General features: G+C 37.2%; 16 protein-coding genes and 1 CRISPR repeat array. Of the genes, 6 read left to right on the forward strand and 10 right to left on the reverse strand.

Translation table 11 applies throughout. From position 1 onward, the window contains the following. A partial coding sequence (locus tag ACP6PK_RS31220; RefSeq protein ID WP_426565625.1) for a tetratricopeptide repeat protein occupies positions 1-591 on the reverse strand: 591 nt, incomplete at its 3' end. Further along, positions 584-2005, reverse strand: coding sequence for an AAA family ATPase (locus ACP6PK_RS31225; RefSeq protein WP_426565627.1), 1422 nt, complete (start codon positions 2003-2005; stop codon positions 584-586). The genes ACP6PK_RS31225 and ACP6PK_RS31220, both read right to left, overlap by 8 nt. A gap of 138 nt (positions 2006-2143) precedes the next feature. Here ACP6PK_RS31225 and ACP6PK_RS31230 point away from each other — a divergent pair, with 138 nt between their 5' ends. After that, positions 2144-2326 (forward strand): hypothetical protein, encoded by a 183-nt coding sequence (locus tag ACP6PK_RS31230; protein WP_426565629.1) that lies wholly within the window; start codon positions 2144-2146, stop codon positions 2324-2326. 391 nt (positions 2327-2717) lie between these two features. On the opposite strand, the gene ACP6PK_RS31235 is transcribed toward ACP6PK_RS31230, so the two are convergent. The 4 genes from ACP6PK_RS31235 to ACP6PK_RS31250 all read right to left on the reverse strand — a co-directional run bounded on the left by ACP6PK_RS31235 (position 2718) and on the right by ACP6PK_RS31250 (position 7466). Beyond that, positions 2718-3365, reverse strand: coding sequence for an S-layer homology domain-containing protein (locus tag ACP6PK_RS31235; protein WP_426565631.1), 648 nt, complete (start codon positions 3363-3365; stop codon positions 2718-2720). Positions 3366-3533: 168 nt separating this feature from the next. Beyond that, on the reverse strand, positions 3534-5441 hold the full coding sequence (locus tag ACP6PK_RS31240; RefSeq protein ID WP_426565633.1) for a GTPase family protein: 1908 nt from the start codon (positions 5439-5441) through the stop codon (positions 3534-3536). A 466-nt stretch (positions 5442-5907) separates the two neighbouring features. After that, positions 5908-6248: direct repeats of the CRISPR family, unit length 39 nt; unit sequence TGTTTCAATCCCTAATAGGGATTTTAGTTAGTTTAAACA. A gap of 336 nt (positions 6249-6584) precedes the next feature. Continuing rightward, positions 6585-7154, reverse strand: coding sequence for a hypothetical protein (locus ACP6PK_RS31245; RefSeq protein WP_426565635.1), 570 nt, complete (start codon positions 7152-7154; stop codon positions 6585-6587). Then, positions 7155-7466 (reverse strand): hypothetical protein, encoded by a 312-nt coding sequence (locus ACP6PK_RS31250; RefSeq protein WP_426565637.1) that lies wholly within the window; start codon positions 7464-7466, stop codon positions 7155-7157. Positions 7467-7978: 512 nt separating this feature from the next. On the opposite strand from ACP6PK_RS31250, the gene dprA reads away from it, so the two are divergent. The 3 genes from dprA to ACP6PK_RS31265 all read left to right on the forward strand — a co-directional run bounded on the left by dprA (position 7979) and on the right by ACP6PK_RS31265 (position 11352). Then, positions 7979-9121 (forward strand): DNA-processing protein DprA, encoded by a 1143-nt coding sequence (gene dprA / locus ACP6PK_RS31255; RefSeq protein WP_426565639.1) that lies wholly within the window; start codon positions 7979-7981, stop codon positions 9119-9121. A 244-nt stretch (positions 9122-9365) separates the two neighbouring features. Then, entirely contained in the window at positions 9366-9869 is a 504-nt protein-coding gene (locus tag ACP6PK_RS31260; RefSeq protein WP_426565641.1) for a hypothetical protein, read from the forward strand. A gap of 643 nt (positions 9870-10512) precedes the next feature. Then, positions 10513-11352 carry a lysophospholipid acyltransferase family protein gene (locus ACP6PK_RS31265; protein ID WP_426565643.1) on the forward strand — a complete coding sequence of 280 codons (840 nt, stop codon included), beginning with the start codon at positions 10513-10515 and terminating at the stop codon, positions 11350-11352. Positions 11353-11708: 356 nt separating this feature from the next. Here ACP6PK_RS31265 and rlmN read toward each other — a convergent pair whose 3' ends face one another. Continuing rightward, positions 11709-12752: a dual-specificity RNA methyltransferase RlmN gene (gene rlmN, locus ACP6PK_RS31270; protein ID WP_426565645.1), complete on the reverse strand. Its 1044-nt coding sequence runs from the start codon at positions 12750-12752 to the stop codon at positions 11709-11711. A gap of 558 nt (positions 12753-13310) precedes the next feature. Beyond that, positions 13311-13838, reverse strand: a complete 528-nt coding sequence (locus ACP6PK_RS31275) for a hypothetical protein (RefSeq protein ID WP_426565647.1) — start codon at positions 13836-13838, stop codon at positions 13311-13313. A gap of 781 nt (positions 13839-14619) precedes the next feature. Here ACP6PK_RS31275 and ACP6PK_RS31280 point away from each other — a divergent pair. Both ACP6PK_RS31280 and ACP6PK_RS31285 read left to right on the forward strand, forming a co-directional pair. Then, the gene (locus ACP6PK_RS31280; RefSeq protein WP_426565649.1) at positions 14620-15174 is read left to right on the forward strand and encodes a phycobiliprotein lyase; all 555 of its coding nucleotides are present in this window, start codon (positions 14620-14622) and stop codon (positions 15172-15174) included. Positions 15175-15176: 2 nt separating this feature from the next. After that, the gene (locus ACP6PK_RS31285) at positions 15177-16319 is read left to right on the forward strand and encodes an extracellular solute-binding protein (protein WP_426565651.1); all 1143 of its coding nucleotides are present in this window, start codon (positions 15177-15179) and stop codon (positions 16317-16319) included. 679 nt (positions 16320-16998) lie between these two features. Here the strand turns inward: ACP6PK_RS31285 and gmk are convergent. Both gmk and remA read right to left on the reverse strand, forming a co-directional pair. Beyond that, positions 16999-17574 carry a guanylate kinase gene (gene gmk, locus ACP6PK_RS31290; RefSeq protein ID WP_426565653.1) on the reverse strand — a complete coding sequence of 192 codons (576 nt, stop codon included), beginning with the start codon at positions 17572-17574 and terminating at the stop codon, positions 16999-17001. Between the two features lie 103 nt (positions 17575-17677). After that, on the reverse strand, positions 17678-17932 hold the full coding sequence (remA, locus tag ACP6PK_RS31295) for an extracellular matrix/biofilm regulator RemA (RefSeq protein WP_426565655.1): 255 nt from the start codon (positions 17930-17932) through the stop codon (positions 17678-17680). Positions 17933-18325: the final 393 nt, after the last annotated feature.

An 18325-nucleotide genomic window follows, 5' to 3' on the forward strand; every position in this document is an offset into this window, starting at 1 on the left:
TAAATACTGCTGATGATACTCGATGGCTTTGTGATATTCTCCTAGGGAATCGTAAACATTACCCAAATTCCCCAAAGCCTTACCTTCGGTTGAAAGATCGCCTATTTCCCTGGCTATTTGTAAACTCTGCTGAAAATACTCGATAGCTTTGTGATATTCTCCTAGGAAAGAGTAAGCAATACCCAAACGGTTTAAACAAATACCATCCCAACCTTTGTCTAATTTACCTAATAGTCTACCGTAGAGTTGAATACATTCCTCATAGTAACCCCAACTCCTTAGTTGAGTGTCTAAATATTCATCAACTGGCAGTACTTTAATATCAAGAATTTTCTTTGCTCGTTCCCAGTCTCCCACTTCACAAAGATGATAAAATGCTTCTAGATAGCCTTTCACCACCTCTAATTTATCATTCACTTCTTGCGGACATTTGTAGTCAGTCAACCAAATAACAACAGCCTGATATTGAAGACGTTTGGAAAGTGGCTTAATTAACTTCAAAGCACCTGCGTCAAGCTCTAAAAATTCTAAAACAGACTCAGCAGGAGGTAGAATAACTTCACCTTGGGCATTGTTTTCAGTATTAACCATTTTCCTCATCCAATTTCTTTAAATGTTCAAGTGACACACTACGAATTAAATTATGTTGTCTTAGCAGAAACTCACCACTGTTTTCATCAACTCTTTCCTCCACCTCAACTAAAAAGCGATCGTGCAAAGTTTGCAGCGCCACCTCTTGCTGTTCTTCATCGCACTGCCAATTTTTCAAAAGCTTCAACCAAAAACTCTCTGGCACTTCACACCTATATATTGCACTAACACAAATCAACCGATAAGCATTAAGCGCATCTTTCCGCAACCGGAAAAAAGTCTTATCCAGTCGCGACTTGACTTTTTTCCGCAACATACGAGTATATCTGTCTAACAGAAACCTATCATCAGCACCAGTTATCCTCTTACTCTTAGCCTCCTCAATACCCTTTTCCACCTCCTCAAATTCATTACCATACCTTTTCCAATAAGCTACCACATTACCATTAAAAGGTTTGCTGCCAATTTCTCCCGCAATCACCCGCAACGCCAAAGGATGACCCTCGTAAGCATTACCAATACGTTGTAAATAGGGTAGGTTAGGAGAATTTTCCTCAACCTCCAACCCAGTTTTCTCGAATAACTGCAACTGCTCCGACTTGCTCAAACCAGTCAAAGGTTTAGACACCCAGAAATTCTGATAACGTTCGGGAATTTGCCCAGGGAAATCTTGGGAAGTCAAGATAATGCGACTTTGACATTCTGGAGAAGCTAAAAATTGCTCAAAAAATCTCACCCACAACTCATCCTGAAAATCACTCCATCCCTCATCCTCATTTCCCACCAAAATATTTTCCAGAGAATCAATAATTATTAGATACCGATGTTGTCGCAAACGATTAACTAATTTATAGAGTAACCTTTCCACATCTTGATAATCATCTTGAGTGAGAGACTCTCCCCACTTTTTCAACCAGCGGATAGCAACACTACGAAAATCTTTAGTTTCTTGCTCATTATCAAAATTTTCCTGGCGAAAGTTGCTCCAGTCTCCCTGCAAAAATTCTTGGTGTAGCTCCACCGCCAACTTTTCCGCCAAAGCAGTCTTACCAATACCACTAATACCAACCAGAATAAGTAAGCGACAAGACTCTTTAACTTTGGTAGTTAATTCAGCTATGAGGTCTTCTCTACCCACCCAAACATTATCATAAGCAAAAAATTCGACAGTAGAATTTTGAGGAGAGGGAGTAGTATTGTCCACAATTTCTTCCCAGTTAATCCCAACATTCTCACAAATACCAATAAAAGTATCTCGCTCAATGGGAAGACTGCGCCAAAAACGTTTTAAAGTTGCTTGTGAAGTTAGTGCTAGTCCACACCAAGCACCCTCTGTTTTATTCCAACCTTTCTTTTTTCTAGCTGCATCAATCTTTTGCAACCCCTCTTTAGAAGCTCTGAGAGTAACGGCCATATTATATCTCCAAAATAAATTTTTTTCGGCTCAGTTTTAGCTCACTTTTTTTCCAACTAGAAACAGTTAGCTAAAACTCTGCTTTAAGTACAAAAATTTCATGTTCACATAGAAATGTAAGTAACAGGAGAAAACAAAATGTTTCCTCAAGAAGATATAGTTTGCACCAGTCAACCTAGCACAAATATTTTACCCATAGATCTAAATCCATTATTAGAAAATGGAAATAGTCCAACCGCTATTATTATAGCAGTCGCTTTTTTGCTGTGGGTATTACGTCCAGTTTTGCTAGTTGCACTAAAAAATCGAAATAAGAAATAATAATGACTTACGCAGATAAACCCAGAAACCGGGTTTTTTCGTTTATTGCTAAAAACAACTATTTATCCTAAAAACCCGGTTTCTTTGCGTAAGTCCTAATATAGAAATGTAATAAGGATGCAGTTTGGGCAGAGACTTGGTTGCGACAACAAAATCTTTAAGGATGGCGATCGCTTTCTTGAGAGTCTTTTATCGAATTCTCAAACAGTTATTTTTTATCTGACCGAAAAATAATAGTCGTCATTGCGACGATAGGAAGCAATCTCCGCGCACCCCTGAGATTGCTTCCTTCCACTCCGTTCCAGTCGCAATGACTTGGGTATAGTAATTATCCGGATGTTATATGATTAGGTATTGTCAAATATACAATACAAACCCGGTTTCTAACAGTTTAATCAATGCCATATTGCGATCGCAATACCAAATATAAAATTAAAATCCTAGACAACTCACGTCGTTTCAAAGGTTGAGCATCTAGAGGTGTACCAGAATTACCAAATAATTGATATACATTAAAATCTCCACTTTTACCAATAATAAATGCCAACTGCTCCCGCGTACATCGCAAGTTTGGCGCAAAATATCCATTCCCCACCCCCGAAACAATAGCTTTTGCTGCCATTGTTTCCACTGCACGATAAGCAAAATTCTCTTTCGGTACATCAAGGAAAGTGGGAACTTCAGGGTTCAACCAGTCAAAACCCATCACATTTACCACCGCCACCGACACAACCGCTCGGTTTACCGTTCCCTCTGGATTAAAATATAAATTATTGTAATTCTCTGTCCTCACAAAACCTGCCGTCGCCAGAATTTGGATCGCCTCAAAATCAGGGTCATCATGGGCAATATCATTATACCATAATAGAGGAATTTGATTGCAAGTTAACAAACCTTGAAATTTATAGATCAGTCGTTTATCTGTCGCAATAGTATGTTTTTGGCCTTCGTGCCAACGTTGCGGAGCAATATCGCTCCGACTTACCCCTACCAGCAAACCCAGTTTATAATCATTCGACTCATAATTCAGAATAGTCACATCCCCATTACTGGTTGTTGGGATATAACCTTCCTTATGCTGCGCAAACGCCAACACACCCTACTAACTAAAATACTGCAAATTTGTAGGGGCGGGTTCCGCGTTAAATTAACGAGTTTAACCATTAGATGAAATCAACCCGCCCCAAAACCTACAAACATAATTATATTAAATTTTCAAATAATTCTCGAACTTTTCCCGCAATTGTTCCACACTCAAATCTTGCATCCAATATTCCACCAAAGCATGACCAAAAGCCCAAGCGTTACGGTCTGGTGAAGAGGGATTTTCTAATAATAAAGGCCACAATGCTAACAGGTCAAAACCACCCAAATTATTATCCCCACTCAATAGGGAAAACAAATCGTAAGCCATCTGTAATTTACCAATAACTACAGGCAACTCTTCTACAGGAATTTTTTCTGCTAGTAAATATGCTAAAGTTGGGGAACCTGTTGTCAAAGTAGAAATAAACTGCAATACCGGACTTTTCAACAAAGCAGTTAATCCCTGAGTAGTTGCCATTTGAAAAGTATAACGATCTATAATTTTAGCTGCTGCTACCGAACGAGCTTCGCGATCGCGAAAAAACCGAGCCAGACGTAATTGTTTTGCAGGAGCAATAGTTTCTACCAAAGACAAAGAGATAGCATCAACATTCCAAGCATTTCTATTAGTTTTAATATCCGCCGTCACCACAGGTAAAATTTGACTACAAATATCTCCTAATATTTCTGCCCGATATTGAGTCGCTTCCCGAATAGATTTTTCCTTTGCACGTTTCCCAAAAACCCAATCATAAGGTGGTTCCCATTCCCGCATCGGGCGTAAACGGTCAACTTGCGTCATCATCACAATAGTTGGCAACTCTTTAATTTCCCCTTTCATGTCTTGGAGAAAATCTACATCCATTTGCAACGCGGGGTCGAGTGCAGGGGTAACTAATAACAATAAATCTGCTGTTTGAGCATAGTCAAGCACCAACTTTCGCAAGTCGGTGCGGTTAGCTTGTTCGTAACCAGGGGTATCCCAAAGATTGAGAGTTTCTCCCATTTCAGTTTGCCATTGATAATTTTTAATTTCATCGGTACTCGGTAAAACATCGACTTCAGCGCGGTCTGCTTCAAATAGAGTATTAATTAAACTACTTTTGCCTGCTCCCGTGCGCCCCACCAACAAAATATTAACTGGTTTTTGCTCCACAGTTTCTGTAGGTTGAGCTTCTGCGAGAATTTGTTCCAGGGTTTGAGTTTCTGCTTTCGGGAGAGTCGGAGTCGGAATAGCAGAATCAGAAAATTCTAAATTGCTACCTCCATAGAGAGCGATCGCCTGTCGAGATAAATTTCGCAACGCCACTTCCCGCAATATTTGACTAAAATTGAATAATAACTGCTGGTTTGCTTGTTCGCTATAACGGCGACTAGCAACTTTAGCTGCTGCTGCAACCGGGTTAAGTAACCATTGCGCCCAACCCCAAGCTTGGAAAAGTTTGCGAGCAGATGGTTCTAACTTGCGGTAAATTTCATATCCCTGATATGCTTTACCGACAGTTATTTGATTTAGAGTCGGGGATAATTTTTGCATCCATCTATCTACGTCATCAACAGTACCTCGAATTAAACCGTAAGCTTGAGGGATGTGAATATTGAGTAGAGGATATTTCACTTCGGGATGGTAAGCATTAGCAACGGCAACTACCACTTCTTGGCAACGCTGCCAGAATATTTGCCAGTCTTCCCAGAATGGGGGGTCGTTACGACATGACTTGAGAATTTCTTGGAGGGTGGTTTCTAGTTGTTTAGTGGTTTCGTTTTCTATGGTTGAGGTTGTCGTGTTGTCTGTAGTGGGAATTTGTTTGTTAACTTCTGCTATTACCTCTTCCATTTGTGCAACTGTAGGCCGAGTCCATTTGACCAGCAACCAACGCCACCCCACAAAGACAAGGGCGAATATTCCCCAGATCCAGTTGATACCCCAACTATTGATTTGTCTGCCAGCGGATATCATTAGGAAGGCGACTACAGCAAGCGGGGGAATAGCGAGCATTGCTAACTGCCATTTTTTTAGTTGTACCATTGTGGTATGTATTAGGTTTGTATATTGAAAAGTTTAGCTTAGATTTTTCTGTAAAGTAGTAGTCCGGTAGGGTGCGTTAGGCGCTTACTAGAAACTACGGTTGAGCTGTCAAATATTATATTGCGCCGTAACGCACCGTTGAACACTGGGGTAGTTTTACCATTGAGGCGGTGCGTTACATTTTATTAACGCACCCTACAAAAACTAGCTACTATATATGATATTATTTTCAAATAAATTCTGTCTAACAAAAGTTATGAATGTTGTTGATACGCTCTGATTTCTTCAATACTATAGTTCTGGTTGTGGAGATTATACCCAAGAACGTCATCAGTGGTTAGATAAAACTTCATTAGAGGAGGTTCTGACTTCTATGAAACAGCAAGCAGAAGAGGATAATAACCAGTACGATGAAATTATTGAGTGAAAAAGAATGAAGAAAATCAATTGCAGGAGTTATGTTAGGTGTTTCAATCCCTAATAGGGATTTTAGCTAGTTTAAACTTTCTAGCAATTATTTGATAAAATATATCTAGAAATTTAGATTCTTTGGTTTCAATCCCTAATAGGGATTTTAGTTAGTTTAAACTATTTAGCTTAATTTCCATTTTTTCTGAATGATTTTGTTTCAATCCCTAATAGGGATTTTAGTTAGTTTAAACAATTTCTAGCAGGGTTTTGATTTATATAATCTGATGTTTCAATCCCTAATAGGGATTTTAGTTAGTTTAAACATCAGGAAATGCCCTCAGCATAAGTTCCTTATCTTGTTTCAATCCCTAATAGGGATTTTAGTTAGTTTAAACAGCAGGGTTTTGGAACCCAGTCCATATTTAATTTTCAAGGTGCATTTGCGCGGGACATGAGTAAATATAGCATTTCGAGCCACAGCTTGACAAGAGGCACTCCAAAAAAAACGCCACAAGCATTGCCATATAAAGATTTGGCAAACTGCGCGAATCCCCTGAACAACCCTATATAGTTCAAACCTTTCCCCAGACTCAACCTCAGCCATTTTTTTGCACCTCCTCTCTTGTAGAGCTACCCATCCGCGCAAATAACCTAATCTGACTAGCCCAATAATAAAAAAATGGCCTATTTTCGACTTTTAACTTCTAAATTCTGAATTCTAAATTCTAAATTCTAACCCCAGTCTTCCACCTCATACAAAAAACGAGTTCCACCAATCAACTTCCGATTCACGGAGGTACTCTGCACAAACACCATATATTTCTCCAAATTATTAGGTTTAATTCGCACCGTTGCACCATGAGGCAAACCTAACATTTCCCGTGCAGCTTCTCCTTCAAACATATCTCCAGTTGCCCGCTCCATTAAAATAATTTCCTTTTGCCCCTGAATAGTTTCGGTCTTTGTAAACTCATAAAAACCACGCCCTTTATTAAAATTTAAACCATTTTCTAACACAAAACTTTTAATCGGTTTATTCTCATCCACCTCTAAAACTTGGAACCTTCCCGGCGTAACTGCTCGTAAATCTGCCGACTCATAAACAGTCGTTTCTTCCCGGTTTAACATAGTATTAAAAATCTTACTTAAACCACGACTCATCCGCCCATTTTCCACAACTTCCTGTTCATAATTTTGTAATTGTTTGTCGGAAGATTGTTGATAACAAACTGCTAAAAATAAATCGTTAATATAAGCAAATTGGTCTAAGTTTACATGAAAACCACCAGATTTTTCTGCCAATTATTGATAAAATTTTGTGGCATGACGACGGTTTAATGCTTGGACTCCATATACTGCTACCCCCATATATGATAATTTATTCAGCTGTTTTCGCCAATTTAGCCTTTGGGGATTTTGAGCTGGTGGATGAGGAATATCATCTCCAATTAATACTAAATATTTAGTCGCCCCACTCGTCCAATTCAAAGATTTAGCTTCATGTAATACTAATTCATAACATTCTGGCGCATCTCCTACACCTGTTATTTCTACCTTTTCCACAAAATCACAAATACTATCTATATTTTGGGATAATTCTAAATGTTTAGTCACATAAGTAGAGCCGCGATCGCAATAATCTCCATGGGCAATTATTCCAATCCGAATACCAGGAATTTATGAGATTAATCTAGTTACGGTACTTTTGATTTTTCGACGTACTTGAGTTAGGCAAGGATACATACTCCCAGTCGTGTCAAAACTGAAAACTACTTCTATATTATTAGTCATATTTTTCTCTCCGGTTTTTGACAAAAATTCCATAAAAAGTTCCTCGGTTTCAGCTTGAAAATTAGCTGTCACCAGTCAGATAAATTAGTTAGTTTTGAAAGCTTTCTTTTGTTTCCTATATATATATTTGAGTTAATGTTGAATAAAGCGTCAATAGAAGATATAAAAAAAATTAACTTTAGGGGGGTGTGAAGCCAGAAGTCAGTAGGGGCGAATGGCCATTCGCCCCTACATTAATTTAACAGGGAAACCCGCCCCTACTATTGCAACATTTTAGGCGTGTCACGCGACTACAATAATTTCAAAACCAATAATTGCTCAAGAGGACAAAATAATTGACAGAAGAACGTGCCTATTGGTTAGCATGGGCAAAAATTAGCGGTATAGGTCCAATTGCCCTCCAAAAACTTAAACAACAATTCGACTCCCTGGCCAGAGCTTGGACAGTAACCCCGGCAGAATTAGGCCAGATATCAGGATTTGGCCGTCAGAAAATAGAAAAAATAGTCCAAGAGCGATCGCGTATCAACCCAGAAGAACTCCTCAAAGAACACATTGAGAAAAATCCCAACTTTTGGACACCAGCAGATCCAGACTATCCCCGTCTCCTCCAAGAAATTCCCACACCTCCGCCCGTACTATATTATCGAGGCATAGTAGACTCTCAAGAAATATTAGGTATTACCCCCACAGTTGCGATAGTCGGTACCAGAGAATCTTCCGAATATGGTCGTCGTTGGACTCGGAAAATAAGTACAATTTTAGCAAAAAGTGGGTTTACAATTGTTTCGGGATTAGCAGCAGGAATTGACACGGAAGCTCATCGTGCTTGTCTAGAAGCGGGGGGTAGAACTATTGCTGTCTTCGGAAACGGGGTTGATATGGTTTATCCCAGGGAAAATAAAAGTTTAGCTGAACAAGTCGTTAAACAGGGATTAGCTGTTAGTGAATATCCCGCAGGAACGAAACCAAATTCTAAACATTTTCCCCAACGAAATAGAATTATTGCGGGATTAAGTAGAGCAGTTTTAATCATGGAAGCTCCGAAAAAATCTGGTGCTTTAATTACAGCAGATATAGCAAACGAATTTTGTCGAGATGTGTATGTTTTGCCTGCTCGTTTAGATGACGAAAAATCTCATGGTTGTTTACAGTTAATTAATAAAGGTGCTGAGGTAATTCCGATTACTATGGATAAATTATTAGAAATGTTAGGAGCAATGCCACCTTTAGATATTGATGTGGGAGATTCTTCGGAACAATTATCTTTATTTGAGGAGAAAGAACAGACTTCTATGCCAGATTTAGAACCCATGTTAGCTAATATTTTTCAACATATTTCTAGTGAACCTATTCTCTTAGATTTAATTATTCAAAAAACAGGTTTATCATCAGGGGAAGTTTCTAGTTCTCTCCTACAATTAGAATTATTAGGATTAGTGACTCAATTACCAGGAATGCGTTATCAAAAGAATTAAAAAAGCGGTTAGCTATCAGCTATTAGTTAATTGCTTTTAGAGCAAGAATTAGTTTTGAGAAGTTTAAAATGATTTGTGAAAAAAAATGTAGGGGTTTGGTCTCCAAATCCCACTTTAGTTTGGGTTTGTCAACCAAACCCCTACGATAAAATCTTACAACTATATAAGACTGCTATAACTAAATACTTACAATAATTATCTAATATATTTGCTATTATTCCTTCTTTCTTCTTCCTTAATAAATATGTTGAATCTAAAATTATTACCATATTTTCCCTTATTCCTTCTTCCTTCTTTCTTCTTCCTTCTACCTGCAACTGCTATACCTAAAGTTATTTTTCCTACCTGTCCGAGAAGTTCAATTCCCGAACTACCTAAACCTCCTTTATCCCAAACTAAACCAAGTATTCCTAGTCTTTGGTTAACTAAAGATTTTTTTGGTTCTGAACTTCTTGAGACTTGGTTTGTTAACCCCGATGATACATGGGTAATTTTAGTAGTAAATCAATTAACTTGGCAAAAGCAAGAATATATGGATATTTATAAATTTATCAATCATTTTGGCAGCGTAGCCAGAGAATATGGTTATAATTTACAAATATGCCAACTCAGTCAAAAAAAACCAATTGCTGCTTATTTTTGTGACTTTGAAACTGCACCATTAAAATGTAATGTTGAAATTCAATCTAGATTCGGTAGAAGTTTATTTAGTCGACCCAAACAATTTCCATTTCCCACCACTAAATAGGGTTTGCAGAAAAAGTCTTTTTTAAGGAGTAGGGGAGCGGGGGAGCGGGGGAGTGGGGGAGTGGGGGAGTTTAAGGGAATAATTTTTTTGCTCAACTATGCGCCCAAAATCCTAACTTTTTGAGCATCAATAAAGGACTGAAAAATAGGTACTTTTTCCATACCTAAAAAGGCGAAAACTTTTATCTGTCAATGCTTTAAGATTTAATCAGCAAGCCCTAAATAGTAAACAAGGGATGGGGAGATTAGGAAATTTGTGAATAGCAAAATTTTTTGTATTTCATAGCTACTTTTTCCTATAACCCATCATAATTTATAGCGGTTTTCACAAAGGTAGACTATGTAGAAAAAAACTATATTTCTCTAAGCGAGTTAATTTAACTTCTATTGCTGTAGTCTATGTTAATGAAAACCGCTATAATGTCAAATAATTTTAATCCGCTATAATTTACGATAGTAAATACCAACCGAAAATAAATACAAATGCTGACCAAAAAATACTGATAACTGACTAACTGATAACTGAAATAGCCTACCTATTACAGGAAGTGCTGATAACTGACTAACTGACTAACTGATAACTGAAATAGCCTACCTATTACAGGAAATGCTGATAACTGATAACTGATAACTGATAACTGAAAATGACTGCTAATCAACAAAATATCCGTAAACCTTATGATGGTTGGTCATTAGATGACCGTGACCCAGAAGTAATTAAGTCAATGATGCCATTGTGGGAATGGTTTTATCGCTATTACTTTCGCGTTCAAACCGATGGTTGGCATCATATTCCTGATGAGAAAATTCTGATAGTTGGCTCTCATAATGGCGGTTTACCAGCTCCAGATATGCATATGTGTATGTATGACTGGTTTAAAAGATTTGGTCCAGAACGTTTGGTTTATGGACTAATGCACCAAAATGCTTGGTCAGCTTTCCCTAGTACACCCTTAGCGGTACAATGTGGAGCAGTTAGAGCGCATCCAAAAATGGCGATCGCTGCCTTTGAAAGAAATGCTTCTGTAGCTGTTTATCCTGGCGGGGGTCCTGATGTTTTCCGCCCCCATTCTATGCGAGATAAAATCTATTTTGCTGGACGTAAAGGCTTTATTAAATTGGCTTTGCGTGAAGAAGTTCCTATTGTACCAATGATTTCTAATGGTGCCCACGATACTTTAATTATACTAGCAGATTTTTATGAACAAGCAAAACAACTCCATGAGTGGGGGATACCTTGGTTATTTAATGTTGACCCAGAAGTATTTCCTATTTATATAGGTTTGCCTTGGGGATTAGCTATTGGACCTTTGCCTAATTTCCCCTTTCCAGTACAGATCCATACCAGAATCTGTTCTCCCATTGTGTTTGAACGTTATGGACGTAAGGCAGCAAGCGATCGCGATTATGTTGATGCTTGCTATCAAAAAGTTCTCACCCAAATGCAGCAAGAATTAGAAAAGTTAATCTTAGAGACTTCATAATTTTCAGGACTTATATCAAATCCGGATAATTACTATAGCCTGCGTCCGCAGCGACGGTCACTGCGTGGAAGGTTTGCGGAGCATTCCGGAACGGATAGCAATCTCAGGGATGTCACGAGATTGCTTCCGCTTCATCGCTGCGGACGACTGTTCAATCAGATTCTATAAACAGAACCACCATATTTAGTAGGGGCGATTTGCGAATCTCCCCTACAGGTGGTGTATAATTTTATTTTTTGCGCAAGTCCTGATTTTTTTGAATAAAGTATCGTAGGGGTTTGGTTACCAAACCCCTACATATTTTTGGTTGCCATCACTGACAGTTTATTTGACCAAACCCCTAAATTAAAAATACACTAAGTCGTGACTCGCGACGCCCGTAATTGTCCACAAGCTGCATCAGCTTCTAAACCACGGGAATAACGAATGCTAACTGCAATATTTTGTTCCTCCAGAGCATTAACAAAAGATTTTATCTGTTCCTCAGTAGGTCGCTGATAATCAACTTCACTAATAGGGTTATAGGGAATTAAATTAACATGACACTGATACCCACGCAGATTTTTTGCCAATTCTCTAGCATGGTCTGGTAGATCGTTAAAACCTGCTAACAAAATATATTCAAAGCTAATTCTGCGTTTTGTGACCTTGACATATTCACGACATTCTGCAATCAAATCTTTTAAAGGATAAGATTTAGCACTCGGAACTAAATGTTCCCGCAATCTTTGATTAGAAGCATGAAGACTAATAGCAAGAGTCAATTGAAGTTTATGTTGAGCTAATTGTCGGATGCGATCGCGAATTCCCACAGTTGAGATAGTTATGGAACGTTGCCCAATACCCACATCTTGATTCAGAGACCTAACTGCAGCTAACACATTTTTAGTATTCAGCAGAGGTTCTCCCATTCCCATAAACACGATATGACTAACCCGACGCTCAAAATCTTCTTGCACCGTTAATACCTGATCGATAATTTCATAAGGTTCTAGGTTACGGGTAAACCCACCCTTACCAGTAGCGCAAAAATCACACGCCATTGGGCAACCAACCTGAGAAGAGACACAAACAGTTAAGCGTTTATAGCTAGGAATACCTACAGTTTCAATTATGTTGCCATCTGATAATTGCAGCAAATATTTAACTGTAGCGTCTGCAGCAACAGAGCGATGATGTATCACAGAGCGACCAATAGGAAAATCGGCTATTTCCTGACGCCATTGTTTAGAAAATACAGTAATATCTCCAAGAGACCTAACCCCTTTTTGATAAATCCATTGATATAATTGTTTACCTCGATAAGCAGGTTGTCCTTGCTGTTGTACCCACTCTGTTAACTCAGCTAAGGATAAACCGAGCAGAGGGGTTTGAGTAGGAGTTATTAAAGATTGAGTCATAGGTGATTTTCAGATGTTCCTATAAATAATTTGTCTATAAATTTATGATAATAGAAATTTTCGGTGTTAGTGAAACACGGTATGAAATTCGTGAATTTATAATTTGTAAATCAGACATATAGCAATCATATTTAAGTTGTAAGATTTTGGTGGCATTTAGGAGTCAGGAGTCAGGAGTCAGATTTTTTTCAGGTTTTCACCTCAAACTAACTATCATAAAAATTCTCACATCTCATTCCTGATTGCTATATTTCCCCTCTAATACCAAGCGTGATAAATTTTTATTACAAATAGTAGAAGCAAGGAAGAGGGAAGAAGGAAGAAGAAAGAAGTAATAAATATTGAATAAAAGAGGGAAAATGATATATATAGCTGTCTATAATGAATTTCAGCAGCTATTTTTAACTATCTCTGATCGAGATGCACTTTTTGTAGCATTCTTTTTTCATGCATGGTATAACTGAGGCGGAAAAAAGTCCTTTCTAACTCCTGACTCCTGACTCCTGACTCCTGAGTCCTGTAAAATCATACTTTTATTCACCAACGCCAAATTTTCTTTTAATTTTCTCCAGTCATCCATACTAGATAACCTAAAATTCGATCTACTGGTGGCAAAGAATAGACATTAAGGTCTATGGTCAGAACTGATTCAACTAGCTTCATAAACTGCCATTGAATCCCATTACTTACACTACCATAAATTGTTTGGATAGGAAAATTTTCCATTTCATTAAACCGTTGAGCAGCAACCATCTCTGCCATACATTGACCAAACCCTGTTTTCAAATCTGTTTTCTTTGCTTCTACAACCACAACTGCTGGCGCTTCAATTTCTAAAATTTCTGTGGAATGGGTGAGTAGAAAATCACAGACCCCATTGAGACCTACTGACTCATCAACATTAAATTTTTCCCCAGAAAATAAACTAACTTTACGGTTTAACTGTCGTCTTACTTCTAAAAGCATTGGGTAAATAATACCTTCCGAACGTGCTTTTTCACTGACGGATGTGGCAACAATGGGTAAGGTTTCTTGGAGATAACCAGATAGAATAGGGGAAGGAGCGATTGCTTCAACTTCTGGCATAAAGCGATGTAGCTGCCGCTAGGCTTCGCCAACGCCTTCAACTACTGTTAAGTTAAATGCTGTTTTGACGCTGCTGATGGTTTTGAACTGACTGTAAGACATAGAATAATTCCTAGATTACCAACTTTTAGACTGGGCAAATTTTATTGAATTATGGTAAATTTTGATTGCTTAATATTTGCCCAACACATTACTTTAATTTTACGGTAAATTTGCGAATTAAATAATTTACAAATTAGGAAGAATAATTCAGGGAGTAAAAGCTATAAAATACTGGGTATTTCTCATAAAAATATAATTTTATTGATTCATCAAAATACTACTTTATTTAATAGCATCTTTAAAATCGGGAAAACTTATATTTAGAGCCGTATTAATTGCCACATTACTAACTTTTGCTATTTCAGAAAATGTTCTGATTCACTTCAAAACATAAATCGTTAAATATTGTCCTTGTTACGGAAAACGATCCACATTTTCTGTAGGAAAAACTCAGTCACAAACTACTTCTGACTTTTGGATAGCGCTATATAGCAATCCTCCGCATATTCGTGGCAAAAATCTTACTGCTTTTTAGGGAACACTTAACTGGGAACAGGGAATAGGTGGGAGTTTCAACTTTTTTATTTACTTTTTCATTACCCGCAACATAAGCGCGGATTGCTATATCTGTCCTGACACTCTTAAGAAAAACAGTATATATTAATAATAGTAACAAATAAGACAAAAAGCTTGACAAAATCAAGTATTAATGGTAATAAACCAGAGAGGATAAAATTAAATGGAATTGCAATATAACCAACAAACATTAGAAGTTGTAGAATTAAGAATTACTGAATATTTTCAACGTTCTGAAGGTCAATGGCATTCAGAAAGACGTTACTACACCTTACCTCAAGGGGAAACCCAAGAAATAGTTAGTCACATAACCATCAAATTTTTAGAGCAAGGAAGTCCAGAACTTATTGAATTAGCTCAACTCCATAAGTTTAATAATCCTGAAACAGCGATGATTTGTGGTTCTTATGTAAGTTGGGTTAGTCAAGATTCTTTCTTAGAAAAGAAACAGTCTCAAGGTTCAACAGTATTTGGGGTAAAAGGTTCAATCTTGTATCGCGATCGCGGTTTTGCCACGAGTAACCCCATCATAGCTAAATATCACCTATCTGACCCTAATACATTATGTCTCAGAACGGAGTACAATGGTTCTGTATTTGAGGAAGAAATTAAACAAATAGGCCATAAATACCGGACACGACAAACTATTATTTCTCGTGCTGGCGAACAAAAAATGATTGGTCAATATTTAGAAAAACGTATTTTAAATAATCAGTAAAGGTGAAGCGACGTAATTTTTTAATCGGAGCAACGGCAATAACTTTAGCTGAATTTTTAGCAGGATGTGAAACACAAGCGGATTTAAAAATTCAACTGTTAAAAAACACTATTCCTGCTCAAATGGTATCAAAATTTCGAGGGGAATTAATATCTTCCCCCAAGTTAAGTTTTCAACCTCAAGAAAGCTTGAGTGGATTATTTTCTCTGCTGCAAAGTTGGCAGAGAAAACTTTTGTCAGAAAAACAGAATTTATCTACAAATAAAACAGAAAATATAGATATTGCTAATCTGGTGACAATAGGAGATTATTGGTTAGCAAATGCAATTAAACAAGAATTAATTCAACCTCTTAATTCTGAAGCTTTGCCAAGGTGGAATAAATTACCGAAAAAATGGCAAGAATTAGTCAAACGTAATAATCAAGGTTATGTAGATACCCAAGGTAAAGTTTGGGCAGCACCTTATCAATGGGGTACAACTTTAATTGCTTATCGAGTTGATAAGTTTAAAACTTTGGCATGGGAACCTAAAGATTGGAGTGACTTATGGCGACCAGAATTGAAGGGTAATATTTCTTTGCTCAATCAAGCTAGAGAAGTTATTGGTTTAACTCTGAAAAAATTAGGAAAGTCTTATAATACTAAAAATATTGATAAGGTAGAGAATTTAAAATCGGAACTGGTTAAACTAAATCAACAAGTTAAATTCTACAGTTCGGAGAATTATTTACAATCATTAATTATTGGAGATACTTGGTTAGCCGTTGGTTGGTCAAATGATATTTTACCATTGGTCAAAACACGCAAAGAAATTGCTGCTGTTGTGCCTCAGTCAGGAACAGCTTTATGGGCTAATTTATGGGTTAAACCTACTGCTACTGCTGAGACTTCTTTAACAGAAAAATGGATTGATTTTTGTTGGAAACCCCAGATAGCAGAACAAATGTCACTATTAACCCAGATTACTTCTCCTATTCTACCAAGGATTAATCCAAATGAATTAACTTCAGAAATAAAAAATAATCCCCTTTTATTACCCCCACAGGAAATTATTGAAAAAAGTGAATTTCTCTATCCATTGGCAGATAATACCATTGAACAGTATCGACAATTATGGAGAGAAATTCGTATTAGTAGGGAGTAGGGAGTAGGGAAAAAAATGATGATTTCTGTAGGGTAATTAATTCTATTTTTTATTTTTTTATTATTGTAGATTTATATTATAGCGTTTCTCAAGCTTATGAGGTACACAAGCTCTTTAATTTCTTTTCTATTCCTGATTCCTGATTCCCTATTCCCTATTCCCTATTCCCTATTCCCTAAAACAAACGAATTTTGTACCTCACCAGCATGGGAATTGCTATAGTAGTTATAAAAAATTAAAAGTAATAATTTATCTAGTATTTATAAGAGAAATTTGTACAAATAGGGAGTAGGGAAAAAAATGATGATTTCTGTAGAGTAATTGATTCTATTTTTTATTATTGCAGATTTATATTAGTAGTAGCGCGTCTAGCTTTAAAAGGTCGGTAAATTTGAGTCAATGAAGACCTCCCTTTGAAAGGGGGGTAAGGAGGGATAGTTGTGGGGTTGGGGGGTTAGGTTTTACCCACAACTTTAGTCTAGACACGGTAGTAGTTGTAAAAAATTAAAAGTAATAATTTATCTAGTATTTATAGCAGTCGAAGCATAGCTAATGATAACCCTGTAGGAAAGTTTTATGCAACTTCCCTACTTTATGTTCTACTAATTATGAAAAGCACTGTAATTAGACATGAATTATAAATATTTTCTACTCCCCTACTCCCCTACTCCCCGCTCCCTCACTCCCCTACTTCCTCCTCCCTAAAGTTAAACAATATTGCCTCTAAATTTTGCAAAGCATCTTCCAAATTATCATTCACTAATTGTATATCAAACTCTGCAACAGCCTCAAGTTCTTCAGTTGCCCGTTTAAGACGTTTAGCGATCGCCTCTTCCGAATCTTGTCCCCTACTTCGTAATCTTTTTTCCAATTCAGCAGTGGAAGGTGGTAAAATAAATATCCGCAAAGCATCAGGAAAAGTCTTTTGAATTTGTCGCGCACCCTGTAGCTCAATTTCCAGTATCACCGATTTACCTTGTTTGATATTTTCAATCACGGGGATACTTGGTGTGCCATAAAAATTACCTGCATATTCTGCCCACTCTAATAATTCCTCACTTTTGATCATCTGTTGAAATCTATCACGGTCTACAAAAAAATAGCTCTTTCCCTCAACTTCCCCCGCTCTAGGAGAACGAGTAGTGGCAGAAACAGACAAAACTAATTCTGGATGGCCCTCCAACAAAGATTTTAATAAAGTCCCCTTACCTACACCACTCGGTCCAGTTAAAACAATTAATTTACCACTTTGCATATCAATTACTCCATTTTATCGCATCTGCCAGGATGGTTCTGACATTCTCAAGCTGTCAAATTTAGTCACAGCAAAAAAAATGTAGGGGCGAATAGCCATTCCCCTACTCATCTTTATGATTAAATATAAATCGATGTGCTACTGTCTCAGGCTGAATTGAAGAAAGAATAACATGATTAGAATCTGTAATAATCACTGCTCTAGTACGCCGACCATAAGTAGCATCAATTAATTGGCCTCTTTCCCGTCCATCATTAATGATCCGCTTTATGGGGGCTGATTCTGGACTAACAATTGCAACAACCCGATTAGCAGAAACTATATTACCAAAACCAATGTTAATTAACTGGATATCCATAACGGATTATAATGAAATACAATAAAGATATACGAATTAAAGTTTTGAGGTTTATCAATTTCCTCATCTAAATCTATAGCACTATAGTTTCTCCAAGATACCAAAAAGAGGTTCATTAATGGATAATTGATAATTGATAATTACCTCTCCCTTTTAGGGAGAGGATTGACAAATAAGGAAAATATTTATTTTTTTCCCCTTGAAAGGGGAGGCTTCAAGGCGTGAATTATCTAATTATTTAATTGTTTAATAATTAATTATTTCGGTAAGGGTCAAATCAAGAATCAAAAATCAAAAGTAATCTCTGACAAAGTTTTGAGATTTATCAATTTATTCACCTAAATCTATAGCGCTATAGTTTCTCTGAGAGACTAGACACGCCTAGCCACAGGA

Source organism: Dapis hubbardiae BLCC-M172, assembly GCF_050016015.1.
In the GTDB taxonomy this organism is placed as follows: domain Bacteria; phylum Cyanobacteriota; class Cyanobacteriia; order Cyanobacteriales; family Microcoleaceae; genus Trichodesmium.